Raw genomic sequence first — 25,674 nt, 5'->3', positions numbered from 1 at the left:
TCGATCTTCCGATCTGCAAGAATCTGATCGCGCAGCGAGCCGCAAGGCGAGCCGGAGCGATGCCAGCGATCGCACGCGGTTTTTACGGGTCAGGCGCCCCCGGGCGCCTGACCCGTAAAAACCGCATTGGGCACAGCCCCGCCGTAGCGGCGGTCGCGGGAGGCGTAGAGCTCGCAGGCGTGCCACAGGTGGCGGCGGTCGAAGTCCGGCCAGAGCGTGTCGAGGAACACCATCTCCGCGTAGGCCGACTGCCAGAGCAGGAAGTTGGACGTGCGCTGCTCCCCCGAGGAGCGCAGGAACAGGTCGACGTCGGGGATGCCGGGCTCGTCCAGGTAGCGGGCGAAGACCTTCTCGTTGATCTTGCCGGGGTCGAGCCGGCCGTCCCGCACGTCCCGGGCGATCGCCGCGGCCGCGTCGACGATCTCGGCGCGGCCCCCGTAGTTCACGCAGAACTGCAGGGTGAGGACGTCGTTGTCGCGCGTCATCTCCTCGGCCGTCTCCAGCTCCTTGATGACGCTGCGCCACAGCCGGGGCCGCCGGCCCGCCCAGCGCACCCGCACGCCCATCGAGTGGAGCTGGTCGCGGCGGCGGCGGATCACGTCCCGGTTGAAGCCCATGAGGAAGCGCACCTCGTCGGGCGAGCGCTTCCAGTTCTCGGTGGAGAACGCGTACGCCGACAGGTAGGGGACGCCGAGCTCGATCGCGCCCATGATCACGTCGAAGAGCGAGTCCTCGCCGCGCTTGTGCCCCTCGGTGCGCGGCAGGCCGCGCTCCTTGGCCCAGCGGCCGTTGCCGTCCATGACGATGGCGATGTGCCGCGGCACCAGGTCCGCGGGGATCGGGGGCGGGGTGGCGCCGTCCCGGTGCGGTTCCGGAGGCGATACGGCCCTGCTCAAACTCTCTCCCTCTCGGTGTCGTCGTCGCGCGTCTCGCGCTCCACATGGCGCAGGGAACGGATCCCGTGCTCCAGATGCCACTGCAGGTAGGCGGCCACCAGGCCGCTGGTCTCCATCCGGTGGCGCTGCTCGCTGCCGTCCGCGTACTCCCAGTCGCCGCGCAGCAGCGCCAGCATCAGCGCGAACGTCGGCGGCGCCGGGGTCGCGGCGCCCGGCTGGCGGCAGCCGGCGCACACCGCGCCGCCCGCCGCGATGGCGAACCCGCGCAGACCGCCGCGGGTCCCGCACCGGCAGCACTCGTCGAGCGCGGGCGCCCAGCCGGCGACCGACAGCGAGCGCAGCAGGTAGGCGTCCAGGACGAGCCGGGGGTCGTGGGTCCGCTCGGCGAGCGTGCGCAGCCCGCCGACCAGCAGCAGGAACTGCCGCAGCGCGGGCTCGCCCTCCTCGCTGGTGAGCTTCTCCGCGGTCTCCAGCATCGCCGTCCCCGCCGTGTAGCGGGGGTAGTCGGTGACCAGCGCCTCCCCGTACGGGCGCAGCGTCTCGGCCTGCGTGATCAGGTCGAGGGAGCGCCGCTCGTACAGTTGCAGGTCCACGTGAGTGAACGGCTCCAGCCGCGCGCCGAACCGGGATCTGGTCTTGCGGACCCCCTTCGCCGCGGCGCGGATCCGGCCGGTCCGCCGGGTCAGCACCGTCACGATGCGATCGGCCTCGCCCAGCTTCTGGGTGCGCAGGACGATGCCTTCGTCGCGGTACAGGGTCACCCGTTCATTCTGACGCACGCCGCCCGATGCCTCGGTGTGCCGGGGGTCATCTCTCCAGGATCTTCACAAGTCACACCGGTGACCCCGCTGCGCCGCAAGGCGAACACACAACGTGACCGGATTCGGCCGTAGCGGTCCCCCGAAAGTCATGGCTGGAACCACGGACACCTGGCAGCGTTGTGGCATGAGATGCCACATCGTGCCACCGCACATGCTGGAACGGATCGCCCGCGAAGCCGAGGACCCGGCCATACGCGGCCGGGCCCGCCGTACGCTGGCGCTCACCTCCGCCCAGTTCACCGAGCGGCGGACGGCCGCGGTCGGGGCCCCCTCCCCGTCCGAGGACTTCGTCCCCGCCCGGACGATCAATGACGCCGGGCACCGCGAGGAGCTGCCCGGCCGCACCGTGCGGGCGGAAGGAGCCCCGGCCACCGGCGACCCGACCGCCGACCGGGCCTACGACTGGCTGGGAACGACCTTCGACTTCTTCGAGGCGGCGTACCGGCGCAACTCGATCGACGGGGCGGGCCTTCCGATGGTCTCGACCGTCCACTACGGCGACGGGTACGACAACGCCTTCTGGAACGGCGAGCAGATGGTGTACGGGGACGGCGACGGCGTCCTGTTCACCGACTTCACCGCCCCCCTCGACGTCACCGGGCACGAGCTCGTCCACGGCGTCACCCAGTACACCGCGAACCTGGAGTACTACGGCCAGTCCGGCGCGCTCAACGAGTCCGTGTCCGACGTGTTCGGCTCGCTCGTCAAGCAGTGGCATCTCGACCAGAGTGCCGACCGGGCCGACTGGCTGATCGGGCAGGGGCTGCTCGCCCCGGGCGTCAACGGCGTCGCGCTCCGCTCCATGAAGGAGCCCGGCACCGCCTATGACGACCCGCAGCTCGGCAAGGACCCGCAGCCCGGCCACATGGACGACTACGTCGACACCTATCGCGACAACGGGGGCGTCCACATCAACTCGGGCATCCCCAACCACGCCTTCTACCTCGTCGCCACCGGCATCGGCGGCAACGCCTGGGAGAAGGCCGGCCGCATCTGGTACCAGACGCTCACCGGCGGCTCCCTGGCCTCCGACGTCGGCTTCGCCGGCTTCGCCGCCGCGACGGTCCAGGCCGCGACCGCGCTGTACGGAGCAGAGGCCACCGAGACCAAGGCCGTGAACCGCGCCTGGACGGGGGTAGGCGTCTCCCTGGAGGCGAACGAAACGCAGTGAGAGTGACAGTCGTCCGCAGCGGGGGGTTTGCGGGGATCGAACGGCGCGCCGAGTCGGACAGCGCCAGTGATCCCATGCTGTCCAGGCTCGTCGGCCGCGTCGATCTGAAGAGCGTGCCGCCGCCGGGCCGAATCCCTGACCAGTTCCTGTACGAAATCGACATCGACGGCGACCGGACCACCGTCGGTGAGACCCAGCTCCACGGCCCCCTTCGAGAACTGGTCCACCATGTCCTCGGTCGCATCTGACCGCTCGATCTCGGGTTCAGGAGCCCGGGGGCGCCTGAACCCGAGACGGCCGGCCGCCTACCTTCCCTGCGCGCGGGCCACCCGGTTGACGGCCGACAGCATCGCCTTGAGGGACGCCGTGACGATGTTGCCGTCGATGCCGACGCCCCACACCGTCGTGCCCTGCCCGTCGCCGAAGCGCACGTCGCACTCGACGTAGGCGGCGGCCCGCGCATCGCCGCCCGCGCTCATCGCGTGCTCGGCGTAGTCCAGCACCCGGACGTTGATCCCGACCGCGGCGAGCGCGTCCTCGAACGCCGAGACGGGGCCGTTGCCGACGCCCTCGATCTCGCGGATCTCGCCGTCCACGCGGACGTCGCAGCTGAGCGCGTCCTTCTCGTCCACCCGGGACGTCGTGCGGTGCGCCAGCAGCCCGGCGCGCGGGCCGTTGGCGAGGAACTCCGCCTCGAAGATCTCCCACATGCGCTCGGCCGTGACCTCGCCGCCCGCGCTGTCGGTGTGCTCCTGAACGACCCGGGAGAACTCGATCTGGAGCCGGCGCGGCAGTTCCAGCGCGTGCTCGGTCTTCATGATGTAGGCGACGCCGCCCTTGCCGGACTGGCTGTTCACCCGGATCACGGCCTCGTAGGTCCGGCCGACGTCGTGCGGGTCGATCGGCAGGTACGGGACCTCCCACCCGTACTGCTCCACCGGCACGCCGGCGGCCTCGGCGTCGCGGCGCAGGTGGTCGAAGCCCTTGTTGATGGCGTCCTGGTGGGAGCCGGAGAACGCGGTGTAGACCAGGTCGCCGCCGTAGGGGTGCCGCTCGTGGACGGGCAGCTGGTTGCAGTACTCGACCGTCCGGCGGATCTCGTCGATGCCGGAGAAGTCGATCTGCGGGTCGACGCCCTGGGTGAACAGGTTCAGGCCGAGGGTGACCAGGCACACGTTGCCGGTGCGCTCGCCGTTGCCGAACAGGCAGCCCTCGATGCGGTCGGCCCCCGCCATGTAGCCGAGCTCGGCGGCGGCGACGGCCGTCCCGCGGTCGTTGTGGGGGTGCAGCGACAGGATGACCGAGTCGCGGTAGGCCAGGTTCCGGCTCATCCACTCGATCTGGTCGGCGTAGACGTTCGGGGTGGCCATCTCCACCGTCGCCGGCAGGTTCACGATGACCTTCCGGTCCGGCGTCGGCCTCCACACGTCGTTGACGGCGTTGCAGACCTCCACGGCGTACTCCAGCTCCGTGCCGGTGAACGACTCGGGCGAGTACTGGAAGTAGATCTCGGTGTCGCCCATGTCCTCGGCGAGCTTGGCGCACAGCTTGGCGCCCTCCACCGCGATCGCGGTGATGCCGTCCCTGTCCTGCCCGAACACCACGCGGCGCTGCAGCGTGCTGGTCGAGTTGTACAGGTGGACGATCGCCTGCCTGGCGCCGCGCACCGCCTCGAAGGTCCGCTCGATCAGCTCGGGGCGGGCCTGCGTCAGCACCTGGACGACGACGTCATCGGGGATCCGGCCCTCCTCGATGATCTGCCGGACGAAGTCGAAGTCGGTCTGGCTGGCCGCCGGGAACCCGACCTCGATCTCCTTGTAGCCCATCCGTACCAGCAGCTCGAACATCTGGAGCTTGCGGTGGGAGTCCATCGGGTCGATCAGCGCCTGGTTGCCGTCGCGCAGGTCGACCGCGCACCATCGCGGAGCCTCGGTGATCACCTGGTCCGGCCAGGTCCGGTCGGCCAGTCTGACGGGCGCGTACGGCTTGTAGCGCTGGAAGGGCATGCCGGAAGTCTGCTGTTGCGGATACATCCGTTGAGTTCTCTCTGCTCGAACCTCGCGGCCGACGTTCACGGCGAAGCCCCGCAGCGAGGGAGCCGGCCTGTTACAGGTCCCCGCTGCGGCCGCTAAGGAGGAGCAGCGCACGCAACACGTTCGCCAAGTTAACAGATGCCATCCGCGTTACGGAAACCAACGTCCGGATGCTGAGACGCCCTGCTCGTCCCGCGGTCCCCGCCCGGTCAGGGTACGAGCACGGAGAGGCAGGTCACGCAGCCGTCGAGCGCCTCGAACTCGCTGATGTCGACGCTCGTGACGCGCAGCCCGTCGGCCGCCAGCCGGGCGGCCGTGCGCGGCGCCGACGCCGCCATGAGGACGTGGTCGGGCCCGAGCACCACCACGTGGGCGCCCTCCGGTTCCGGGGCGACTCGCAGGCACGGCAGGACCGAGGTGTCCACCATCTCCGGGACGCCGATCAGGCCGCCGTCCGGCAGCACGGTCATCGCCGACTTCAGGTGCAGGCAGCCGCGGACGTCCACCGGGACGACCCTCCGCCCGCCCAGCAGGCGCGCGAGCTGGCAGATGCCCTCCTCGTTCGTCCGGGCGCCGCGCCCCACGTAGACGGTGCCGCCGACGTCCAGGACGTCCCCGCCGTCCAGCGTCCCCGGCTCCTTGATCCGCTCGATCCGCAGGCCGAGCTCGCGCGCGGCCTGCTCCGCGCCGGGGATCTCCCCGCGGCGGCTCGGCGCCCCGGACCGGCCGAGCACGGCCAGGTCGCCGCAGACGACCAGGGCGTCCTCGACGAAGACGGCGTCGGGCAGGTCGTCGGCGGGCGCGACGGCGCGCACGCGCCGCCCCGCCGCCCGCAGCGCCGTGACGTACGCCTCGTGCTGGCGCGCGGCGAGTTCCACGTCCACCGGGCGGCGGGCGGCGTGGGTGACGATGCCCTCGGCGAGACGCGGGCCCGGCGGCCTGACCAGTGCCCTGCCCGCGGGTGCGGTTCCGGCGGCGGCGTCCATGTCAGCGCGCCGCCCCCTCCGTCGTCACGATGACACCGAGCGCGTAGGCGCGGGACATTCCCAGCAGGTCCGCGATGCCGTGCAGGGCGAGCCGCTCCCCCTCGCCGAGCGGGCCGTCCGCCAGCCCGATCCGGACGGCCTGCGCGAGGAACCACTCCTTGGCCTCGACGGCGAGGTGCGCCCCGGCCCCGACGACCTCCTGCTCCAGGAACGTCCGGCGCAGCGCCAGGTCGGCGTCCACGGCCTCCGCGTCGTAGTCGGGCTCGCCGTACCCGGTGACCGTCGCGACCGCGCGGGCGCGGGCCGCGGCGTCGGCCGGGTCGCCCGAGCGCAGCACCAGGGCCGCGGCGGCCCGCATCCCGGCGGCCAGGGTCTCCGACATCTGCTGCGCGGTCGCCGTCCGCAGGGCCGACACGGGAAGGCGGGTGCGGCACGTGCGGCACTCCACGGCCTGCCCGAGGCGCCACAGCGGCACCATCGGCACGAAGAAGACCGAGAACCAGCGGCGTCCGGCACGCCTGCGGTAGGCGCGGTCACCCCCGCACTGCGGGCAGTGGAACGTCCCCTCGCTGACCGTACGGAACACCACCGTCAGGCCAAAAACGAGCAACACCGGCGCTCTCCTCCCATAACGGACTTCGTTCCAACCTACCGACCCGCGCGCGCCGAGGTGGCCCTCCCGGACAATGCCCGCCGTGCGTTTACGCTGGGTTCATGACCGGTGACCTGGGATCCGACGCGGGACGGGCGCGGCCGCGCCCGTCCTTCCTCCCGCCCGTCGACGGCTACCCGCCGCAGCACCACGACGGCCCGGCCGAGACCGTTCCCGCGGCGCCCTTTCCGTCCCCGCGGCGGGGCGGCGCCGCCTGGGTCCTCGCCCTGATCGCCGCCGCGTCGGGCATGCTGGTGTCGGCGTTCCTGCCGTGGGCGCGCGCCGAGGTCGTCGTCGACCTGTTCGGCCGCTCGCTGAGCCGCGACCTCGGCAGCGTCGCGGGCATCGACGCCGACGACATCGTCCTCGCCGTCCCGGTCCTCGCCGTGATCGCGATCGCGCTGGCCGCCTGGGACCTGATCGGGCGCGACGCCCGGATCGGCGCGCTCGCCGCGGTTCCCGGCATGCTCGCCCTGCTGGTGTGCGGGATCTTCGTGCTGCGGCTCGGCCACGTCCGCGACGACCTGCCCCAGACCGGCCTGGACCTCGGCTACCAGATCACCGTCCGGTTCGGCTGGTACCTCTCGGTCATCGCGGCCCTGCTCGTGGTCGGCTTCAGCCTCGCCCGCCCCGTCAGCGACAAGGTCTCGAAGTCGCAGCGGCAACCGGAGCAGGACTACCCGGACCAGCAGTACCCGGACCAGTACCCGACCGGCGAGCAGTACCCGACCGGCGAGTACCCCGCCTGGCCGTCAGAGGACCAGGCATGGGGCCGCCAGGACCTCCCGCACGAGGAGCCCCCGCTCCCCGAGGACGAACCGAAAGAGGACGCCGACGGGACGTCCCCGGCCCGCAAGCAGGATCCGGAGGACGCCGGTCAGTCGTAGAAGCCGAGCCGGCGGAGTTGCTTGGGGTCGCGCTGCCAGTCCTTGAGGACGCTGACGCGCAGGTCGAGGAACACCTTCGTGCCGAGCAGCGCCTCGATCTGCCGGCGCGCCGCCGCGCCGACCTCCCGCAGCCGCGCGCCCTTGTGCCCGATGATGATCCCCTTCTGGCTGGACCGTTCGACGAACAGGTGCGCGTAGACGTCGACGAGGTCGTCGCGGCCCTCGCGGGGCGCCATCTCGTCCACGACGACGGCGATCGAGTGGGGCAGCTCGTCCCGGACCCCCTCCAGCGCCGCCTCGCGGATCAGCTCGCCGACCAGGACCTGCTCGGGCTCGTCGGTGAGATCGCCCTCGGGGTAGAGCGGCATGCCCTCCGGCAGGTGGGAGATCAGCAGATCACCGACGAGGTCGACCTGGAAGCCGCTCTCGGCGGAGCACGGCACGATGTCGGCGAACTCCCCGAGCCGCCCGACCGCGAGGAGCTGCTCGGCGACCTGCCCGGGCGCGGCGAGGTCGGTCTTGGTGACGATCGCGACCACGGGCGTCTTCTTCACCCCCGCCAGCTCCCTGGCGATGTACTTGTCGCCGGGCCCGACCGGCTGGTCGGCCGGAACGCAGAACCCGATCGCGTCCACCTCGGTCAGCGTGGACCGCACGAGGCTGTCGAGCCGCTCCCCGAGCAGCGTCCGGGGCTTGTGAAGGCCAGGGGTGTCGACCACGACGAGTTGCGCGTCAGGACGGTGCACGATCCCCCGGATGGCCCGCCGCGTCGTCTGCGGACGGCTGCTGGTGATCGCCACCTTCGTCCCGACCAGCGCGTTCATCAACGTCGACTTGCCCACGTTGGGCCGCCCGATGAAACAGGCGAAACCGGAGTTCATTGCCTTTCTCTCCTCCTTAGGGCCTGACGGCCCTCCATCGTCGAGAAATGCGGGCGATCGCCGGCATCGCTCCGGCTCGCCTTGCGGCTCGCTGCGCGATCAGGTTCTCGCAAGCTCGAACCTGCCTTCGGACGCGATCGCGACCATCGAGGTCGTCGCGTGATTGCGGCGGTGGCTGGGATCAGTGCGTCCATGGGGACGGGTGCGCTTATGACATCTCTCCTTGTCGGGGCCTTGACGGCCCTCCATCGTCCACGGACGACGGCCCTATACGCGATCACGTTCGGGCCTGCCTTTCGCCCCTCACCATGCCTTCGGACGCGTGCGAGTGTCACAGCATGCGACGGTCGGTGTGGTGGTCAGCTTAGTCGGGTCCCGCTGGGGCGGGGGTCATGCCGCTGTGCCCAGGGCCGCCAAGGAGGCGGTGGCCTTTTCCCCCCAGAAGGGGGCGTCGAGTCGGGCGGCGACGTCGGCGGCCTTGCGGTAGTGGGCGGCGGCCACCTCGGGGGAGCGTTCCAGGAAGCGGGCGAGGTCGCCGAGGACCTGGGCGACCGGGCCGACCGTGGCGACGGCGGTGGCGCCGCCGGTGAAGTGGCCCTCGTAGGGCAGCAGCGCCGCGTAGGCCTCCTCGGCCAGAGGGCGGTCGCCGAGCGCGACGGCGCGCAGGCCGCGGACCGCCATGGTCAGGTCGAAGAAGTAGTCGAGCCGGACGGGTCCGGCGCCGGCGACGACCCGGCGGGCCTCGGCGGTGCGGCCGGCGGCGGCCAGGGCGAGCGCGTACATGTCGGCGGTGGCGGCGACGTGCCCCCACTGGCCGTGCAGCCAGGCGGCCTCGTCCACCATCTCCTCGGCCCGCCCCTGGGCGAGCCGCAGGCAGAATGGGCCGAGGAGCACCATGCCGCGCTCGCTGAACCAGATCCGGGTCCGGCCGATGGAGCCGCCGACCTCGGCGAACGCGCGTTCCGCCTCCTCCGGCCGGGCGGTGAGAGCACGTGCCAGGACCGTGTACCAGTCGGCGATGCGGGCGAACAGCGGCAACCCGTACTGATCGGCGAGCCCGCGTCCCTCCGCCAGGTGCCGGCGCGCGGCGGGCAGGTCGAGCGCGGCGACGCACGCCTGCTGGAGTTGCAGGTGCGCGAGGACGCGGTAGGTGCCGAGGTCGTGCTCGGTGGCGAGGTCGAGGAGCTCGGAGGCGACCCGGAGCCGCTCGACCACCCCTTCCGCGCTCCGGTGGGCGTTGATGTAGGCGCCGTTGAGGGCGACGGCGACCAGCTCGGGGTCGCCCAGGGCGCGGGCCAGGCCGAGCGCCTCCCGCGAGGCGGTGACGCCCCGGTCGTGCTGCTCGCCCTCCAGCTCCATGGCTAGTGTGGCCAGCAGCCGGACCCGCAGTTCCGGCTCGTCCTCGGGGAGCCGTGCCAGCGCCTCGTCGACGGCCTCCACGACGGCGGCGTCGAGGCTTCCGTACTCGCGGGCCGACCACAGCGTCGGGACGCCGAAGCCGACGATGATCCGGGCGAGCAGCCGGACGTCGCCGAGCGCGCGGGCGTCGGCGATGGCGGCGATCCGCCGGGCCCTGGCGTCGACGATCTGCCCCGCGAGGGCGCTCGACCGGATCGCGGCGACCTCCGCCTCCAGCCGGTCGCGCACGGTCTCGGGGCCCTGCGCGCGGAGCGTCTCGACGGCGCGCACCCACAGGTCGGCGGCGGCGCCGTGCGCGAACCGCGCCTCGGCGGCCGCGGCGGCGCGCCGCGCGTACCGGACGGCCTTGTCAGGGTCGGTGCCCGATTCGAGGTAGTGGTGCGCGATCGCGGCGACCTCGCGCGGGAGGTGGCGTTCCAGCGCGGCGGCGACCCTGCCGTGCACGCGGGTGCGGCGGGCCCGGGACACTCCCGCGTAGAGGGTGTCGCGGACGAGGGCGTGCGCGAACCGGATCCGGCCGGGCGCGGGCTCGGTGACGAGGCCCGCGGCCAGGCCCGCCTCCACGGCGTCGATCACCGTCTCCTCGTCCCCGGCCAGGTCGGTCAGGACGCGCAGGTCGGCGTCCCGGCCGATGACCGCGGCGTCGCGCAGCACGGTCTGGACCGGTCCCGGCAGCCGCGCCACGTGGCGCCGCAGCACGTCGCCGACGCCGGCGGGGACCCGGCGCGTGGCGGCGGGCAGCCCCTCGGCGTCCAGGAGCCGGGCCGTCTCCCGGGTGAAGAACGGGTTGCCGCCCGTGCGCTCGGCGATCGCCGACAGCTCCGCGTCGTCCAGGCCCGCGGCGCAGGTGTCCCGGACGAGGACCGCGACCTCCGCCGGCGACAGCCCGGCCAGCTCGATGCGCGCGGGCTCGTGCCGGGCGAGTGCGGCCAGCGCGGCGGCGAGACCGCCCGGGACCTCGGTCTGCCGGAACGTGGCCAGCAGCAGGAGGCGGCTGTCCCGCAGCCGCCCGGCGAGCCGGACCAGCAGCGCGAGGGTCTCCTCGTCGGCCCAGTGCAGGTCGTCCAGGACGAGCAGGAGCGGCGCCGTGTCCGCGAGCTCGGCGAGGTAGTCGCCGACGGCCAGGTGGAGCCGGAACCGCCCCGTGACGACATCGGCGTCGCCGTGCCCGATGACGGAGTCGTCCAGGAGGGGCCCGAGCCGTCCGGCCAGATCGGCGGAGGGCGGGGCGGCGGCCGCCAGCTCGCGCAGCAGCTCGGCCCAGGGCCAGGCCGCAGGCGCTCCCGGGGTCTCGGGCGCCGTCCCCCACGCACGTGTCCAGCCCCGTCCGGCCAGGTCGCGCGCGAGCCTCTCGGCGAGCGCGGTCTTGCCCATCCCGGCGTCTCCGCAGACGATGACGACGCCGCCGCGGCCCGCGGCGGCGTTCTCGGCGGCCTCCTCCAGCCGCGCCAGTTCCTGGACGCGGCCGACGAAGGCGGGGCCCTCCTCGGGGCGGGGCGCGGGCGCGAGCCGCAGCGCGGGACGGGACGGCGCCGGCCGTCCCGTCTCCCCCAGCGCGGGCTCCTGCGCCAGGATGTCGCTCTCCAGGCGGCGCAGCGCCGGACCGGGATCGACGCCGAGTTCCTCGGTCAGTGCCGCGCGGGCGCGCCGCAGCGCGGCGAGGGCGTCGCCCTGGCGCCCGGCGCGGTAGAGGGCGAGGGCCAGCAGCCGCCATGCCTCCTCGCGCAGCGGGTTGGCGGCGGCGTGGGTCTCCAGGTCCGGGACGGCCTCGGCGGCCGATCCGAGCCGCAGCAGGGCCCCGGCGCGGTGCTCGACCGCGAGCCGGCGCCGCTCGTCCAGGCGGGCGGCCTCGGCCGCGGCCCACGGCAGGTCGCCGAACTCGGCGTAGGCGGGCCCGCGCCACTCGGCGAGCGCCGCCTCCGCACGGCGGCGCGCCTCCCGCGGATCGGCCGCCGCGAGCTCGGCGGCCTCGTCGATCAGCGCGTCGAACCGCCACGCGTCGACGGCGCCGTCCGGGAGCCGGAGCGCGTACCCCGGCGGCTCGGTGACCAGCACCCGCGCGGGCGTGCGGGGCGGGCGGTCCGGTTCGAGCGCCCGGCGCAGGTGGGACACGAACGACTGGAGGCCGGCGGCGGCGCGCGGCGGGGCCGTGCCCGCCCACAGGTCGTCGACGAGCCTGTCGGCGGGCACCATCCGGCCCCGCGCGGCGACGAGGCGGGCGAGCACGGATCGCTGCCGGTGACCGCCGAGGTCGGCGGCGGTTCCGGCCACCTCGGCCCCGAAGGCTCCGAGAACGCGTACGGCGGGCGACATGTCCCGATCAGCCTAACCGGGACATGTCGCCCGTCTGCGATCACTCCCCCGGTTAGGCGCGGCTGGGTTCGGGACGCCGCTCGGCGGCCGGCGCGGGTGCCGCGCCGCCGTGCAGGTCGATCGCCGGCAGCACCCGGGCGAGCGGCCCCGGCAGCCACCAGTTCGCCCGTCCGAGCAGCGACATCGTGGCCGGCACCAGCACCAGGCGCACGACCGTCGCGTCCAGCGCCACCGCGACCGCGAGCCCGACCCCCATCTGCTTGATCACCAGGCCGGGGTCGGCGGCGAAGCCGAGGAACACCGCCACCATGATCAGCGCCGCACTGCTGATCACCCGGCCGGTCGCGGCGAGCCCGGTGGACACCGAGCCGCGCGCGTCGCCGTGCAGCAGCCACTCCTCCCGGACCCGCGAGAGCAGGAAGACCTCGTAGTCCATCGAGACGCCGAACAGGACGGCGAACATCAGCAGCAGGATGAACGACGACACCGGGACGCTGTGCGGGAGGCCGAGCAGCTCCGCGCCCCACCCCCACTGGAACACGGCCGTGAGCACCCCGTACGCGGCGCCGATCGACAGCAGGTTCATCACCGCGGCCTTCAGCGGCGCCAGCAGCGACCGGAACACGATCATCAGCATCACGAACGACGTCGCCACCACCACGCCGATCACCGGCCACAGCCGGTCCGACAGCACCCGGGACAGGTCCACATAGACGGCGGTCAGCCCGGTGACCTCGGTGTCCGGCGGCAGCACGTCGGCCCGGATCCGGTCGACGAGGCCGGTCACCCGCTCGTCCTGCGGCCCGTAGTCCGGGGTGACGATGATCGCGGCGGCGTCCCCGCGCGGGGAGGCCTGCGGCGGCGCCACGGACGCGACGCCCTCGGTGCCCTCCAGCCGCTCCCGCAGCCCCGGCAGTGCGGCCTCGTCGGTCCTGGTCAGGTCGACGGCGACGACGAGCGGCCCGTTGGCGCCCGCGCCGAAGCCGTCGGCGACCAGGTCGTAGGCCTGGCGGACGGTGTTGGACGTGGGCTCGCTGCTGGCGTCGCTCGGCCACGTCCGCATGCCGAGCGCGGGGGCGGCGAGGGTGAGCATCAGCACAGCGGCGGCGAGCAGCCACGGCCAGGGGTGCCGCCCGACGTGCACGGCCCATCGCCGCACCCGCGGCGACTCCACGGTGATCGCCGCGCCGGGGGCCCGGTCGCGGCGGCGCAGCACCCTGCGTCCGGCGAGGCCCAGCACGGCCGGCAGCAGCGTGACGGCGCTCAGCACGGTCGCCGCGACGACGATGCCGGTGGTGAAGCCCATCGTCATGAACACCGGGATCCGCGACAGCACCAGCCCGCACAGCGCCAGCAGCACCGTGAACCCCGCGAAGATCACCGACAGGCCCGCGGTCGCGATGGCGCGGCCCACCGCCTCGGGGACGTCGAGTCCCTCCGCGAGCCCCTCCCGGTGGCGGGTCAGGACGAACAGGGCGTAGTCGATGCCGACCCCGAGGCCGACCATGGTGGCGAGCGTGGGCGCGGTGGTCGCGACGTCGGTGAACGCGGCCACCAGCGTGATCCCGGACACGCCGACGCCGAGCCCGGCCAGCGCGACGGCGAGCGGCAGCCCGGCCGCCACCACCGACCCGAACGCCAGCAGCAGGATGATCAGGGCCGCCACGATCCCGATCGCCTCGGCGACGCCGCCGGGCGCGGTCACGTTCTCGGGGACCTGGCCGCCGAACTCCACCTGGTAGCCGGCGGCGTCCAGGTTCCGCGTCGCCGACCGCAGCAGGTCGAGGGTCTCCTTGGGCCCGAGGTCGGTGACCGGCACCGAGTACCGGACGGTCACCAGCGCGGTCGCGCCGCCCTTGCCCAGCTGCGCGGGGTCGACGCCGCTCACGTGCGGCAGCCTGCGCAGCTCGGCCGACGCCGCGGCCAGCTTCGCCTGGTCGACCTGCCCCGACTTCGCGTGCACCACGACCCGGGCGTCGGCTCCCGCCAGCGCGGGGAACCTCTCCTCCAGCAGGTCGGTGGCCCGCTGCGAGCCCGTCCCGGCCAGCGTGTAGTTGTCGTGCAGGGCGCCTCCGGCGACGCCGGACAGTCCGGCCATCGCGGCGACGAGCACCAGCCACACCAATATGAACCGCCAGGGCCGCAGGGCGGCGGCCTTCCCCAGGCGGTAGAGCAGACGGGACATGACTTCTCCCCCAGAACGGCATTGTTCGACGCCCTACAGGCTGGCGTCCTCCCCTTGCCGTCCACTTGCCGCCGACTTGCGGACCGCCGACGCGACGTGCGGGCCGCCCGCCCCGGCGCCCGCGATGCCCGTACGCTGGGGGCGTGAGCGAGCTGAACGCCGAGGACGCGAAGATCATCACCCTGGCCAGGTCGGCGCGGGCCCGGACGGGCGCCGCCGAGGGCGCCGCCGTGCGCGACGAGACGGGCCGCACCTACTCCGCCACGAGCGTGGACCTGCCGTCCCTGAGGCTCTCGGCGCTCAAGGTCGCCGTCGCGATGGCCGTCTCCAGCGGCGCCGAGGACCTGGAGGCCGCCGCCGTCGTCACCGCGGCCGATGCGGCCGACCCCGCCGACGTCGCCGCCGTCCGCGACCTCGGCCCGAAGGCCCCGGTCCTGCTCGCCGCCCCCGACGGCAGCGTCCGCGACGTCGTCCGCGGCTGAGACGTCGGGCCGAGGCCGCCGGCGGGATCGGGCCGCGTCAGCGTGACTGGTCGGAGGCCGCCCGGCTCCCGGCGTCCGCGGCCGGGGCTCCGCCTAGCCGCCGCACCAGGACGGTGCCGACCCGGTTGCGGCGCCCCGCGATCGTCTCGGCCTTGAGCGACAGCACGGGGCCGGTCTCGCCGGTGGATGCCTCGCTCGTGGCGACCTCGGCGGTGGAGCCCTCGATGGGGACGCGGCCGAGCGCGTGGGCGAGCAGGCCGCCGACCGTCTCGACCTCCTCGGCGTCGATCTCCACGTCGAACAGCTCGGCGAGGTCCTCGACGGGCAGGCGGGCGGTGACGCGGGCCGCGTCGCCGGAGAGCCAGGTCACCGGCGGGATCTCCACGTCGTACTCGTCGGCGATCTCCCCGACGATCTCCTCCAGGATGTCCTCGATGGTGACCAGGCCCGCGGTGCCGCCGTACTCGTCGATGACGATCGCGACGTGGATCTGCCGGGCCTGCATCTCGCGCAGCAGCTCGTCGATCGGCTTGCTGTCGGGGACGTAGGTGGCGGGCCGCATGACCGAGTCGACCGTCTCGACCGACTCGCTCTCGCGGTGCTCCTGGCTGCGCCGGACGACGTCCTTGAGGTAGGCGATGCCGACCACGTCGTCCTCGTTCTCGCCGACCACGGGGATGCGGGAGAAGCCGCTGCGCAGCGCCAGCGACATCGCCTGCCGCAGGGTCTTGGTGCGCTCGACGAACACGATGTCGGTGCGCGGCACCATCACCTCGCGGACGAGGGTGTCGCCCAGCTCGAACACCGAGTGGATCATCTCCCGCTCGACCGGCTCGATCAGGCTGCGCTGCTCGGCGAGGTCGACCAGGTCGCGCAGCTCCGCCTCGGAGGCGAACGGGCCCTCCCGGAACCCCTTGCCCGGTGTGAGGGCGTTGCCGAGCAGGATCAGCAGCCGGGGCAGCGGCCCGAACACCCGGGTCACCGGGTGGATCACGGCGGCGCCCGCCAGCGCGATCCGGTCGGCGTGCTGGATGCCGAGGGTGCGCGGCCCCACCCCGATCACCACGTAGCTGACGACGATCATGACGGCGGCGGCGGTGACGTAGGCGCGCCACGTCTCGTCCAGCCAGGAGATGCACAGGTCCGCGACGATCACGGTGGCGACCAGCTCGCAGCCGATCCGCAGCAGCAGGACCATGTTGACGTAGCGGGCCGGGTCGGCGACGACCTCCGCCAGCCGCCTGGCGCCGCGGCGCCCCTCCCGGACGGCCTCCTCGACCGTGACGCGCGACACCCGGGCGAGCGCCGTCTCGGTGCCGGCCAGCAGGCCCGCCATGAAGACCAGGCCCACCGCCAGGGCGGACAGCCACGCCTGCGCGGTGCTCATCAACCGCCGCGTTTCTCCCGCCAGGAGCCGAGGAGCTCCGCCTGCAGGCCGAACATCTCCCGGTGCTCCTCCGGCTCGGCGTGGTCGTAGCCCAGGAGGTGCAGGATGCCGTGCGTGCACAGCAGCTCCAGCTCCTCCGCGGTGCTGTGCCCGGCCTCCCGCGCCTGCTTCTCGGCGACGGCGGGGCACAGCACGACGTCGCCGAGGAGCCCCGGGTCGGTCTCGCCGTCCTCGTCGGCGCCGCCGGACATGTGCCCGGGACGCAGCTCGTCCATGGGGAACGACAGCACGTCGGTCGGGCCCGGCTCGTCCATCCACTTCTCGTGCAGCTCGGTCATCGCGGCCTCGTCGACCAGCAGCACCGACAGCTCGGCCAGCGGATGGACGCGCATCCCGTCGAGGACGTGCCGGGACAGGTCGGCGATGGCCTTCTCGTCGACCTCGGCGCTCGACTCGTTCAGCACCTCGATGCTCACTGCCGCCCCCGCTTGCGGGGGCCGCCGCGCGCCGCGCCCTGCTTGATCTGCGGCACCTGCTTCTCGTCGTGCCGGTTGTAGGCGTCGACGATCTCGGTGACGAGCTTGTGCCGCACGACGTCGCGGCTGTCCAGCCGGGAGAAGTGGATGTCCTCGACGCCGTCCAGGATCTCCTGGACGACGCGCAGCCCGCTCAGGTGCCCGTTCGGCAGGTCGACCTGGGTGACGTCGCCGGTCACCACGACCTTCGACCCGAACCCGAGCCGGGTGAGGAACATCTTCATCTGCTCGGGCGAGGTGTTCTGCGCCTCGTCCAGGATGATGAACGAGTCGTTCAGGGTCCTTCCGCGCATGTAGGCCAGGGGGGCGACCTCGATGGTGCCGGCGGCCATCAGGCGCGGGATCGAGTCGGGGTCGACCATGTCGTGCAGCGCGTCGTAGAGCGGGCGCAGGTACGGGTCGATCTTCTCGTAGAGCGTTCCCGGCAGGAAGCCGAGCCGCTCGCCCGCCTCCACGGCGGGACGCGTCAGGATGATCCGGTTGACCTTCTTGTCCTGCAGGGCGCGGACGGCCTTGGCCATGGCCAGGTACGTCTTGCCGGTGCCGGCGGGACCGATGCCGAACACGATCGTGTGCTTGTCGATCGCGTCGACGTACCGCCGCTGGTTCAGCGTCTTCGGGCGGATGGTCCGGCCCCGGCTGGACAGCACGTCCAGGGTGAGGACCTCCGCGGGACGCGCGCCGCCCTCGCCGCGCAGCATCGCCAGGCTGCGCTCGACGGCGTCGGGGGTGAGCTGGGTGCCGCCCTTCAGCAGTTCGAGCATCTCGGTGAACAGCCGGGAGACGAGGTCGGTCTCGCCCTCCGGGCCGGTCACGGTGATCTCGTTGCCGCGGACGTGGATGTCGATGTCGGCGCCGAACGCGTGCTCGATCGCGTGGAGCAACTCATCCCGGGAGCCCAGCAGGCTCACCATCGAATGGTCGTCCGGCACCACGATCTTGATCTGCGAGCGCGAGCCTGTCCGGTCGTCGCGCCCCGTGCGGGTTGCCCTCGCGTGAGTTGATTCGACCATCAGCCGGGCCTTGCGGCCTGTCGGACCTGCCTTCTGTCTGCTGCGGGTGTCCAGGTGTACCGGTTCCATCGTACTGGCGACCCCCGACACGCCGCCGCCGCATTTCCGGCGCGGCGGCCTGCTCAGCCGGGCGGCCAGTTCAGGCCACGCCCGCCCAGCACGTGGGCGTGCGCGTGGAACACCGTCTGGCCCGCCTGGGAACCGGTGTTGAAAACGACCCGGTAGCCGGTCTCGGCGACGCCCTCGTCGACGGCGACCTGGTGGGCCTCGCGCACCAGCTCGGCGAGCAGCTCGGCGTCGGAGTCGGCCAGCTCACCGACCGTCGGGTGATGGTCACGCGGGATGACCAGCACGTGCGTCGGCGCCTGCGGGTTGATGTCGCGGAACGCCACCGTCCCCGCCGACTCGCGGACGATCGTGGCGGGCACGTCCCCGGAAACGATCTTGCAGAACAGGCAGTCGGTCATCTGTCTCCCCTCGCGGCGGTCCGCGACCACCCCGAAATCCTATCGGGACCGGCGCGGGCGTGGATCACGACCGCCCGGGCCGGACCGGGTTCTCATCGATCAACTCCCGGTAGCGGTCGGCATTTCGACCGGCCACTGGCTAAGGTTGTCACCTCAGGCGTAACCCCCTGGTTCGCAAGGCGTTGCGGCACATCTCGCCCCGGCGGGAACGCTCGACCACGTCGGTCGGACGCGACCGTCCGAATGGACGGCGGGGGGCCGGCAAAGGCGGCGGATAGGTGACCGAGGCAAACCAGGACATGCCCTTTCGTAAACCGAACGACGAGGGTGCGCGTCCAACTGACGTGACCGAGACCCTCGTGGCCAGGGGCACGGCGGGCGCGGTGGCCGCCGCCTGGGACGCCGATCAGGCGGTGACCGCCCTCTACAGCGCCAACTACCGTTCGCTGGTGCGCCTGGCGGCGATGCTGGTCCGGGACGCGGGGACGGCCGAGGAGGTCGTGCAGGACGCGTTCGTCGCGATGCACGGCGGCTGGCGCCGGCTGCGCGATCCGGACAAGGCCCTGTCGTACCTGCGCCAGTCGGTGGTCAACCGGTCGCGATCGGTGCTCCGGCACCGCGCCGTCGTCGAGAAGTACGCCCCCAAGGGCCTGCCCGACGCGCCGAGCGCGGAGGCCGGGGCCATCGGAGAGCTGGAACGCTCGGCGGTGATCGACGCGCTGTCCCGGCTCCCCGCCCGCCAGCGGGAGGCGCTCGTCCTTCGCTACTACGCCGATCTGTCCGAAGCGGAGATCGCCAGCGCGATGGGCATCTCCCGCGGCGCCGTGAAGAGTCATACGGCGCGCGGCATGACCGCGCTACGCAACGTCCTGGAGCAGTTCTCATGACCACCGACCCCCACGACGAGCACGGCGAGATCCTCCGCCGCGCCCTGCACGCGGAGGCGGACTCGGTCAACCCCGCGGGCGACGGCCTGGAACGCATCCGGGCCCGTGTCGCCGACGGCCGGCGCCACCGGTTCGGACGTTTCGGCCCCGCGCACTTCGGGTTCGACCGGTTCACCGTGAACTGGGCGCGCCCCCTCCTCGCCGTGGCCGCGGCCGTGCTGATCGCCGCCCTGGGCGTGACGGCGCCGCAGACGATCGACCTGATCCAGCAGTCGGTCGGCAGCAACAGCCAGTCCGGCGACGGGGACGACGACGTCGCCGGGGACCGCACCGGCCCGGGGATCGATCCCGAGTTCCCCGTCCCGTCGTCGCCGGGCGGCAGCGCGTCCGGCGAGCCGAGCACCTCGGAGACGCCGAGCAGCAGTTCCTCGCCGGGCCTGTCGTCGTGCCGCATCCCCTCGCCGGGCGCCTCGGCCGGCTCGACCGCCACGCCGACCCCGGCGACCACGCCCTGCCCGAGCGAGACCCCGACGCAGGCGCCGCCCACCACGCCGGCTCCGCCCACCTCCACGACGCCCGAGCCGCCGAGCAAGCCGACCGAGCAGCCGACGCCGTCCGAGACGAGCGAGCCCGCGAAGACCACCGAGCAGGGCGCCGCCACCACGCCGTGACGGCGCCGGCCGGTGCTACCAGCGGCCGGTGGCGGCCAGCAGCACGCTGGCCGCCGCGACGCCCGCCGTCGAGGTGCGCAGGACGGTCGGGCCGAGCCGCGCGGTGCGCCCGCCCGCGGCGGCGAAGCGTTCCAGCTCGTCCTCGCTGATCCCGCCCTCGGGGCCGACCACGAGGACGATGTCGCCCCGCGCGGGCGGCCGCACGGCGCTCAGCGGCGCCTCCGCCTCCTCGTGCAGGACCAGGGCCAGGGACGCGCCGGCGATCCGCCCGGCGACGTCCTCGGTGGACTCCAGCTCCGCCACCGCGGGCAGGCGGCTGCGCCGCGCCTGCTTGCCTGCCTCGCGGGCGGTCGCGCGCCAGCGCCCGAGGGCCTTGTCGCGGCGCTCCGGGCGCCAGCGTGTGACGCAGCGGACCGCCGACCACGGGACGATCTCGTCCACGCCGACCTCGGTCATGGTCTCGACCGCGAGCTCGCCCCTGTCGCCCTTCGGGAGGGCCTGGACGACGACGAGGCGGGGCGCGGGCGGGGGCTCCCGGTGCCGGGCCAGCACGTCCAGCGTGAGGGACGCCCGGTCGGCCGCGGTGACGACGCACTCGGCCAGCAGGCCCTCGCCGTCGGTGAGGTCGACCCGCTCCCCCTGCCGCAGCCGCCGCACGGCCGCCGCGTGCCGGCCCTCGGGCCCGTCCAGCAGGACGCGGTCGCGCTCCAGCGCGTCCGTCCCGGCGAGAAAGACCGGCGGGCTCACCCGGGCCGTCCGGGGGAGGCGGAACCCGGGCCGACGGCGCTCATCGCTGCCACCATGCTCCTCAATCGCCGCGGCGGCCCTCCTGGTAGGCCGCCGCCACCGCGCTTCAGTGCTGGTTGAAGACGTCCTTGAGGCGGGAGAACACGCCGCGCTGCCCGGGGGCGAACCTGCCGGGCGGGCGCTCCTCGCCGCGCAGGACCGCGAGCTGCCGCAGCAGCTCCTCCTGCTCCTCGTCGAGCCTGTTCGGCGTCTCCACGTTGACGTGGATCATCAGGTCGCCGCGGCCGCTCTCGTTGAGGTGCCGGACGCCCCGGTTGTAGAGCGTGATGACCTGCCCCGACTGCGTGCCCGGCTTGATGTCGACGCTCTCGGCGGCGTCCAGCGTCTCGATGGTGACGCTGGTCCCGAGCGCGGCCGCCGTCATCGGGATCTCGACCGTGCAGTGCAGGTCGTCGCCCTCCCGCTCGAAGATCGGGTGCGGCTTCTCCACGATCTCCAGGAACAGGTCGCCGGGCGGTCCGCCGCCCGGGCCGACCTCGCCCTCGCCGGCGAGCTGGATGTGGATGCCGTTCTCCACGCCGGCCGGGATCTTGACCTTGACGGTGCGCCGGGTGCGGACCCGGCCGTCGCCGGAGCACTCGGTGCACGGGTTGCGGATCACCGAGCCGAAGCCGCCGCACGCCGGGCACGGCCGGGCCGTCATGACCTGGCCGAGGAACGAGCGCTGGACCTGCTGCACCTCGCCGCGGCCGTGGCACGTCTCACACGTGTCCGGGTGGGTGCCGGGTGCGCAGCCCGACCCCTCGCAGGTCGTGCAGGCGACCGCCGTGTCGATGGACAGCTCGCGGGTGGTGCCGAACGCGGTCTCGGCGAGGTCGAGCTCGACCCGCAGCGTCGCGTTGCGCCCGCGCCGGGCGCGCGACCGCGGGCCCCGCGAGGTCGCGGTGCCGAAGAAGGCGTCCATGATGTCGCTGAACGGGAAACCGGCGCCGCCGAACCCGCCGGCGCCCGCCCCGCCCGCGGACGCGAAGGGGTCCGCGCCGAGGTCGTACATCTCGCGCTTCTTGGGGTCGGAGAGCACCTCGTAGGCCTGGGTGATCTCCTTGAACCGCTCCTGGGTCTCCGGATCCGGGTTGACGTCCGGGTGGAGTTCCCGCGCGAGCCGGCGGTAGGCCTTCTTGACCTCGTCGGCGCTGGCGTCCCGCCGGACGCCCAGGGTCGCGTAGTAGTCGTTCGCCACTTACGACCCCGCCAGGATCTGTCCCACGTAGCGTGCCACTGCCCGTACCGCTCCCATCGTGCTGGGGTAATCCATGCGTGTCGGCCCGAGCACTCCCAGCCGGGCCAGAGTGAGGTCGCCCACCCCGTAGTCGGCGGCGACGACCGAGGTTGACTTGAGCCCCAGGTCGGGGTTCTCGGTGCCGATCCGCACCGTAACTGTAGAGGAGTCGCCGGTCTCGCCGAGCAGCCGCATGAGGACCACCTGCTCCTCCAGCGCCACCAGCACCTCCCGCAGGCTGGGCGAGAAGTCCACGGCGGCGAGGTTGGCCGCCCCGGCGAAGACGATCTTCTCCTCGTGCTTCTCGACGAGCGTTTCCAGCAGCACCGACAGGACCGCCGCCGCGACCGGCCGCTCGTCCGGGCCCACCCTGTCGGGCAGGTCCGCCACGGCCGCCGGGACCTCGCCGAGGCCGAGCCCGTCCAGGCACGTGTTGAGCAACGCCCGCAGGTGCCCGATCGATTCCTCGGAGATCTGCCCGGTCTCGATGACGCGCTGCTCCACCCGCCCGGTGTTGGTGATCAGGACGAGCAGCAGCCGCCCCTCCGCCACCGGGACCAGCTCCACGTGCCGCACCGCCGAGCGGGTCAGCGACGGGTACTGCACCACCGCGACCTGCCGGGTCAGCTGCGCGAGCAGCCGCACCGTCCGGCCGACGACGTCGTCGAGGTCGTAGGCCCCGGACAGGAACGTCTCGATGGCGCGGCGCTCGGCGACCGACAACGGCTTGATCGTGGACAGCCGGTCGACGAACAGCCGGTAGCCCTTGTCGGTGGGGACGCGCCCGGCGCTGGTGTGGGGCTGGGCGATGTAGCCCTGCTCCTCCAGCACCGCCATGTCGTTGCGGATGGTCGCGGGCGAGACTCCGAGGTTGTGCCGGTCGGCCAGCGCCTTGGAGCCCACCGGCTCGTTGGTGGAGACGTAGTCCTCGACGATGGCGCGCAGGACCGCGAGTTTCCGGTCGTCCAGCACGATGTCACCTCCTTCGTCCGGCCGGTCCGCTACTGGCACTCCATGCTTTCGAGTGCCAAGTCTACGGCCCGGAAGGCTCGGCTGGAGCGCCCCCGCACTCTCCGCACGGCTGCGTGATCCTATCCGGCCGGGGAACCGGCGCCACGCCGAGGAACGCGGGGCGGCGCCGCGCGGGCGCCCCGCCCGGTTAATGTGCGGATCTGTGCGGAGTAAGAACTACGGAAACGACGTGCTGGGCGGCGACTGGCGCAGGCCCCGCAAAGGACAGATCCCCGAGGTCCCCGCCGAGCCGGGCCTGGTCGCCGAGGATCCCGGCAGCGGCTTCTGCGGCGCCGTGGTCGGCTGCGACAAGTTCGGCGTCACGCTGGAGGACCGGTTCGGCAAGCGCCGGGTGTTCCCGCTGACCAAGTCCGGATTCCTCATCGACGGCAAGCCGGTCACCCTCGTCCGGCCGACCGCCGCGCCCGCGGGCCCGGCGCGGTCCGCCTCGGGCTCGATCGCCGTCCGTGGCCTGCGGGCGCAGGTCGCCAAGGAGAGCCGCATCTACGTGGAGGGGCTCCACGACGCCGAGCTGGTCGAGAAGATCTGGGGCCACGACCTGCGCGTCGAGGGCGTCGTCGTCGAGTACCTCGAAGGCGTGGACGACCTGCCCGCCATCGTCGAGGAGTTCGCCCCCGAGGAGGGACGGCGCCTCGGCGTCCTGGTCGACCATCTCGTGGAGGGGTCCAAGGAGTCGCGGATCGCCGCCCAGGTCACCTCGCCGTACGTCCTCGTCGCCGGCCACCCCTTCATCGACATCTGGGAGGCCGTCAGGCCGGCGGCCGTCGGCATCCGCGCCTGGCCCCGCATCCCCCGCGGCATCCCGTGGAAGGAGGGCGTGATCGCCGAACTCGGCTGGGGCGACGACACGCGCGCCGCCTGGAAACGCATCCTCGGCTCGGTGAACGCCTACACCGACCTGGAACCCGCCCTCCTCGGCCGCGTAGAAGAACTCATCGACTTCGTGACCGTGCCTTCCCAGGGGTAGCGCCCCCCTGGAACCCCCCGTCACGAGCCGGGCGGCCTACAGGCGCCCAGAGCGCCTTCCAGCCACCCGACCCGAGGCCGACGTTCAGGCTTCCCTCTCTGCCGGGGGGCGGGGTCGCTGGTCAGGTCAGGGCTCGGACTACGGCGTCGGCCAGGAGGCGGCCCTTGAGGGTGAGGACGGCTCGGCCCTGCTCGTAGGGGGCGGGCTCGATCAGCCCGTCGCGCACCGCTCTGCGGGCGGCATCGTCGTCCAGGAGGTGGGCGGGGCAGCCCTGGGCGAGGCGCAGTTCGAGCATGACGCGTTCGATGTGCCGGTCCTCGTCGGTGAGGATCTCCCGGGCGTGGGCGGGGGTGGTGCCCTCGGCGAGACGGGCGGCGTAGGCGGCGGGGTGCTTGACGTTCCACCAGCGGGTTCCGCCCACGTGGCTGTGGGCGCCCGGGCCGACGCCCCACCAGTCGGCGCCCGTCCAGTAGAGCATGTTGTGCCGGCAGGCGGCGCGCGGGTCGGCGGCCCAGTTGGAGATCTCGTACCAGTGCAGGCCGTGGCCGCTGAGCAGCTCCTCGGCGATCAGGTAGCGGTCGGCCATGGCGTCGTCGTCGGGGGCGGTCAGTTCACCCCGCCTCACTTGCGCCGCCAGCCTGGTGCCCTCCTCGACGATGAGCGCGTAGGCGGACACGTGGTCGGGCTCTGCCGCCAGGGCCGCTTCCAGGGAGCCTCTCCAGTCGTCGTCGGTCTCCCCTGGCGTTCCGTAGATGAGGTCGAGGTTGATGTGCTCGAAGCCCGCCTTGCGCGTCCACTCGACGACCTGCGGGACGCGTCCGGGCGTGTGCGCGCGTTCCAGGACGGCCAGGACGTGCTCGCGAGCGCTCTGCATGCCGTAGGAGACGCGCGTGAACCCGGCCTCGCGGAGCTTGCCTATGGACGCCTCGTCCACCGACTCGGGGTTGGCCTCGGTGGTGACCTCCGCGCCCGGGGCCAGCCCGAACTCGACGTCGATCGCGGACAGGACCCGGCCCAGGTCGTCCGGCGCGAGGAGGGTCGGTGTGCCGCCGCCCACGAAAACCGTCTCCACGGGCAGATCCACGTCCCCGAGCACTCGCCGGGCCATGCGGACCTCGCGGATCGCGGTGTCGGCGTAGGAGTCGCGGCTCGCCCCCGGACCCAGCTCCGTCGCCGTGTAGGTGTTGAAGTCGCAGTACCCGCACCGGGTCACGCAGAAGGGCACGTGCACGTAGAACGCGAACGGGCGCTTTCCGAGCCCGTGCAGGGCACTGCCGGGCAGCGCACCGTCGGCCGGTACGGGGTCGCCATCAGGAAGGGTCGAGGGCACCTTCCAAGTCTGCCCCGCTCCGCCGCCTGCTTCGACCGGGCCGGTCAGGCGTCCCCGAGCTTGTCGCGGAGCCAGTCGGGGATGTGCTCGGCCGAGCGGGGGAAGCGGTCGAGGTCCTGGACGTAGGCGGACGAGGCCAGCGGCGGGGTGAAGTCGGGCTCGCCGTCGTAGTCGAACTCGGCGCTGAAGTGGCCGGAGCGCTCGACCTGGAGGCGCGCGGTGAACCAGGCGCCCTTGCCGGACCGGTACATGACGCGGCGCAGCTCGTCCATCTTCCCGACGGCCTGGCCCGGGGGCAGGGCCGTGCGGCGCCCGCCGTCGGGGCCCTCGACCTCGAAGGAGGCGCTGTCGATGCCGACCGTCGCGCGGAACTCGAAGTCGAGCCGCTGCCAGCCCGCGGGGGCGGCCGAACGCAGCGCGCGCACGGCGCCGTTCACCGTCTCCCGTTCCTTCTCGGAACGCAGAACCTGCTCGGGGTGGGTCACGCTGCCTCCGCGAGGTCGGCCGGTTCGGTAGATCAAGGCACCGTACCCGTCCGACCGTACCGGCACCGGCGCCCGCGCCGAGCAGCCGCCGCCGTGTCGCGGCCGACCGGCGCGACTTCGGCCGCCGACCGCCTGAGGAGCCGCAAC

At 73.2% G+C, this 25,674-nt stretch carries 25 protein-coding genes; 8 read left to right on the top strand and 17 right to left on the bottom strand.

Annotation, left to right across the window (positions count from 1 at the left end; all coding sequences use genetic code 11):
• Positions 1-89: 89 nt before the first annotated feature.
• Together AB0H37_RS36695 and recO are read right to left on the bottom strand one after the other, a co-directional pair.
• Positions 90-896: an isoprenyl transferase gene (locus AB0H37_RS36695; RefSeq protein WP_179833585.1), complete on the bottom strand. Its 807-nt coding sequence runs from the start codon at positions 894-896 to the stop codon at positions 90-92.
• Positions 893-1,657: a DNA repair protein RecO gene (gene recO / locus AB0H37_RS36690; protein ID WP_179833584.1), complete on the bottom strand. Its 765-nt coding sequence runs from the start codon at positions 1,655-1,657 to the stop codon at positions 893-895. Before recO ends, AB0H37_RS36695 begins: the two co-directional genes overlap by 4 nt.
• A gap of 211 nt (positions 1,658-1,868) precedes the next feature.
• Between recO and AB0H37_RS36685 the strand changes: the two genes are divergently transcribed.
• Together AB0H37_RS36685 and AB0H37_RS36680 are read left to right on the top strand one after the other, a co-directional pair.
• On the top strand, positions 1,869-2,888 hold the full coding sequence (locus tag AB0H37_RS36685; protein WP_360617246.1) for a M4 family metallopeptidase: 1,020 nt from the start codon (positions 1,869-1,871) through the stop codon (positions 2,886-2,888).
• Positions 2,889-2,890: 2 nt separating this feature from the next.
• Positions 2,891-3,136, top strand: a complete 246-nt coding sequence (locus AB0H37_RS36680; RefSeq protein WP_329093609.1) for a protealysin inhibitor emfourin — start codon at positions 2,891-2,893, stop codon at positions 3,134-3,136.
• A gap of 57 nt (positions 3,137-3,193) precedes the next feature.
• Here AB0H37_RS36680 and leuA read toward each other — a convergent pair whose 3' ends face one another.
• The 3 genes from leuA to AB0H37_RS36665 form a co-directional block, all read right to left on the bottom strand.
• Positions 3,194-4,921: a 2-isopropylmalate synthase gene (gene leuA / locus AB0H37_RS36675; RefSeq protein ID WP_329093611.1), complete on the bottom strand. Its 1,728-nt coding sequence runs from the start codon at positions 4,919-4,921 to the stop codon at positions 3,194-3,196.
• A 209-nt stretch (positions 4,922-5,130) separates the two neighbouring features.
• The gene (gene ddaH, locus AB0H37_RS36670; protein ID WP_179833580.1) at positions 5,131-5,907 is read right to left on the bottom strand and encodes a dimethylargininase; all 777 of its coding nucleotides are present in this window, start codon (positions 5,905-5,907) and stop codon (positions 5,131-5,133) included.
• 1 nt (position 5,908) lies between these two features.
• Complete coding sequence (locus tag AB0H37_RS36665; protein WP_329093614.1) at positions 5,909-6,520, bottom strand: hypothetical protein; 612 nt, start codon at positions 6,518-6,520, stop codon at positions 5,909-5,911.
• A 101-nt stretch (positions 6,521-6,621) separates the two neighbouring features.
• On the opposite strand from AB0H37_RS36665, the gene AB0H37_RS36660 reads away from it, so the two are divergent.
• A complete protein-coding gene (locus tag AB0H37_RS36660) occupies positions 6,622-7,446 on the top strand; it encodes a hypothetical protein (RefSeq protein ID WP_360617245.1) in 825 nt (274 codons plus the stop codon).
• Here the strand turns inward: AB0H37_RS36660 and era are convergent.
• Positions 7,437-8,303 (bottom strand): GTPase Era, encoded by an 867-nt coding sequence (gene era, locus AB0H37_RS36655; RefSeq protein ID WP_360617249.1) that lies wholly within the window; start codon positions 8,301-8,303, stop codon positions 7,437-7,439. The genes AB0H37_RS36660 and era overlap by 10 nt on opposite strands.
• Between era and AB0H37_RS36650 the strand changes: the two genes are divergently transcribed.
• On the top strand, positions 8,203-8,490 hold the full coding sequence (locus AB0H37_RS36650) for a hypothetical protein (RefSeq protein ID WP_360617251.1): 288 nt from the start codon (positions 8,203-8,205) through the stop codon (positions 8,488-8,490). The two genes, era and AB0H37_RS36650, sit on opposite strands and share 101 nt — an antisense overlap.
• Positions 8,491-8,717: 227 nt before the next feature.
• Here the strand turns inward: AB0H37_RS36650 and AB0H37_RS36645 are convergent, their stop codons facing one another.
• A complete protein-coding gene (locus AB0H37_RS36645; RefSeq protein WP_360617243.1) occupies positions 8,718-12,059 on the bottom strand; it encodes a BTAD domain-containing putative transcriptional regulator in 3,342 nt (1,113 codons plus the stop codon).
• A 52-nt stretch (positions 12,060-12,111) separates the two neighbouring features.
• Positions 12,112-14,244, bottom strand: coding sequence for an MMPL family transporter (locus AB0H37_RS36640; protein WP_360617242.1), 2,133 nt, complete (start codon positions 14,242-14,244; stop codon positions 12,112-12,114).
• Between the two features lie 143 nt (positions 14,245-14,387).
• Here AB0H37_RS36640 and AB0H37_RS36635 point away from each other — a divergent pair, with 143 nt between their 5' ends.
• Positions 14,388-14,726, top strand: coding sequence for a cytidine deaminase (locus AB0H37_RS36635; RefSeq protein ID WP_179833574.1), 339 nt, complete (start codon positions 14,388-14,390; stop codon positions 14,724-14,726).
• A 37-nt stretch (positions 14,727-14,763) separates the two neighbouring features.
• Here the strand turns inward: AB0H37_RS36635 and AB0H37_RS36630 are convergent, their stop codons facing one another.
• The 4 genes from AB0H37_RS36630 to AB0H37_RS36615 all read right to left on the bottom strand — a co-directional run bounded on the left by AB0H37_RS36630 (position 14,764) and on the right by AB0H37_RS36615 (position 18,129).
• Positions 14,764-16,113, bottom strand: a complete 1,350-nt coding sequence (locus AB0H37_RS36630; RefSeq protein ID WP_329093624.1) for a hemolysin family protein — start codon at positions 16,111-16,113, stop codon at positions 14,764-14,766.
• A complete protein-coding gene (ybeY, locus tag AB0H37_RS36625; protein WP_179833572.1) occupies positions 16,113-16,589 on the bottom strand; it encodes an rRNA maturation RNase YbeY in 477 nt (158 codons plus the stop codon). Before ybeY ends, AB0H37_RS36630 begins: the two co-directional genes overlap by 1 nt.
• On the bottom strand, positions 16,586-17,662 hold the full coding sequence (locus AB0H37_RS36620; protein ID WP_179833571.1) for a PhoH family protein: 1,077 nt from the start codon (positions 17,660-17,662) through the stop codon (positions 16,586-16,588). The genes ybeY and AB0H37_RS36620 overlap by 4 nt, the downstream gene beginning before the upstream one ends.
• Positions 17,663-17,784: 122 nt before the next feature.
• A complete protein-coding gene (locus AB0H37_RS36615) occupies positions 17,785-18,129 on the bottom strand; it encodes a histidine triad nucleotide-binding protein (protein ID WP_179833570.1) in 345 nt (114 codons plus the stop codon).
• 344 nt (positions 18,130-18,473) lie between these two features.
• On the opposite strand from AB0H37_RS36615, the gene AB0H37_RS36610 reads away from it, so the two are divergent.
• Both AB0H37_RS36610 and AB0H37_RS36605 read left to right on the top strand, forming a co-directional pair.
• Positions 18,474-19,016, top strand: coding sequence for a SigE family RNA polymerase sigma factor (locus AB0H37_RS36610; RefSeq protein ID WP_229809879.1), 543 nt, complete (start codon positions 18,474-18,476; stop codon positions 19,014-19,016).
• Positions 19,013-19,687 (top strand): hypothetical protein, encoded by a 675-nt coding sequence (locus tag AB0H37_RS36605; RefSeq protein ID WP_179833569.1) that lies wholly within the window; start codon positions 19,013-19,015, stop codon positions 19,685-19,687. Before AB0H37_RS36610 ends, AB0H37_RS36605 begins: the two co-directional genes overlap by 4 nt.
• Positions 19,688-19,702: 15 nt before the next feature.
• Here AB0H37_RS36605 and AB0H37_RS36600 read toward each other — a convergent pair whose 3' ends face one another.
• The 3 genes from AB0H37_RS36600 to hrcA form a co-directional block, all read right to left on the bottom strand.
• Positions 19,703-20,434: a 16S rRNA (uracil(1498)-N(3))-methyltransferase gene (locus AB0H37_RS36600; RefSeq protein ID WP_360617239.1), complete on the bottom strand. Its 732-nt coding sequence runs from the start codon at positions 20,432-20,434 to the stop codon at positions 19,703-19,705.
• 106 nt (positions 20,435-20,540) lie between these two features.
• Positions 20,541-21,674, bottom strand: a complete 1,134-nt coding sequence (gene dnaJ, locus AB0H37_RS36595) for a molecular chaperone DnaJ (RefSeq protein ID WP_179833567.1) — start codon at positions 21,672-21,674, stop codon at positions 20,541-20,543.
• A complete protein-coding gene (gene hrcA / locus AB0H37_RS36590) occupies positions 21,675-22,685 on the bottom strand; it encodes a heat-inducible transcriptional repressor HrcA (protein ID WP_179833566.1) in 1,011 nt (336 codons plus the stop codon). It lies immediately after the preceding gene.
• Positions 22,686-22,887: 202 nt separating this feature from the next.
• On the opposite strand from hrcA, the gene AB0H37_RS36585 reads away from it, so the two are divergent.
• Complete coding sequence (locus AB0H37_RS36585) at positions 22,888-23,712, top strand: DUF3097 domain-containing protein (RefSeq protein ID WP_360617237.1); 825 nt, start codon at positions 22,888-22,890, stop codon at positions 23,710-23,712.
• 121 nt (positions 23,713-23,833) lie between these two features.
• Here the strand turns inward: AB0H37_RS36585 and hemW are convergent, their stop codons facing one another.
• Positions 23,834-25,042 (bottom strand): radical SAM family heme chaperone HemW, encoded by a 1,209-nt coding sequence (gene hemW, locus AB0H37_RS36580; protein ID WP_360617236.1) that lies wholly within the window; start codon positions 25,040-25,042, stop codon positions 23,834-23,836.
• A gap of 44 nt (positions 25,043-25,086) precedes the next feature.
• Positions 25,087-25,527: a hypothetical protein gene (locus AB0H37_RS36575; protein WP_329093637.1), complete on the bottom strand. Its 441-nt coding sequence runs from the start codon at positions 25,525-25,527 to the stop codon at positions 25,087-25,089.
• Positions 25,528-25,674: the final 147 nt, after the last annotated feature.

Origin of the sequence: Actinomadura sp. NPDC023710 (assembly GCF_040639875.1) — a bacterium.
Classification (GTDB): Bacteria; Actinomycetota; Actinomycetes; order Streptosporangiales; family Streptosporangiaceae; genus Spirillospora; species Spirillospora citrea.
The sequence above is the reverse complement of the archived record's forward strand: the minus strand, read 5'-3'. Positions and strand labels throughout refer to the sequence as shown.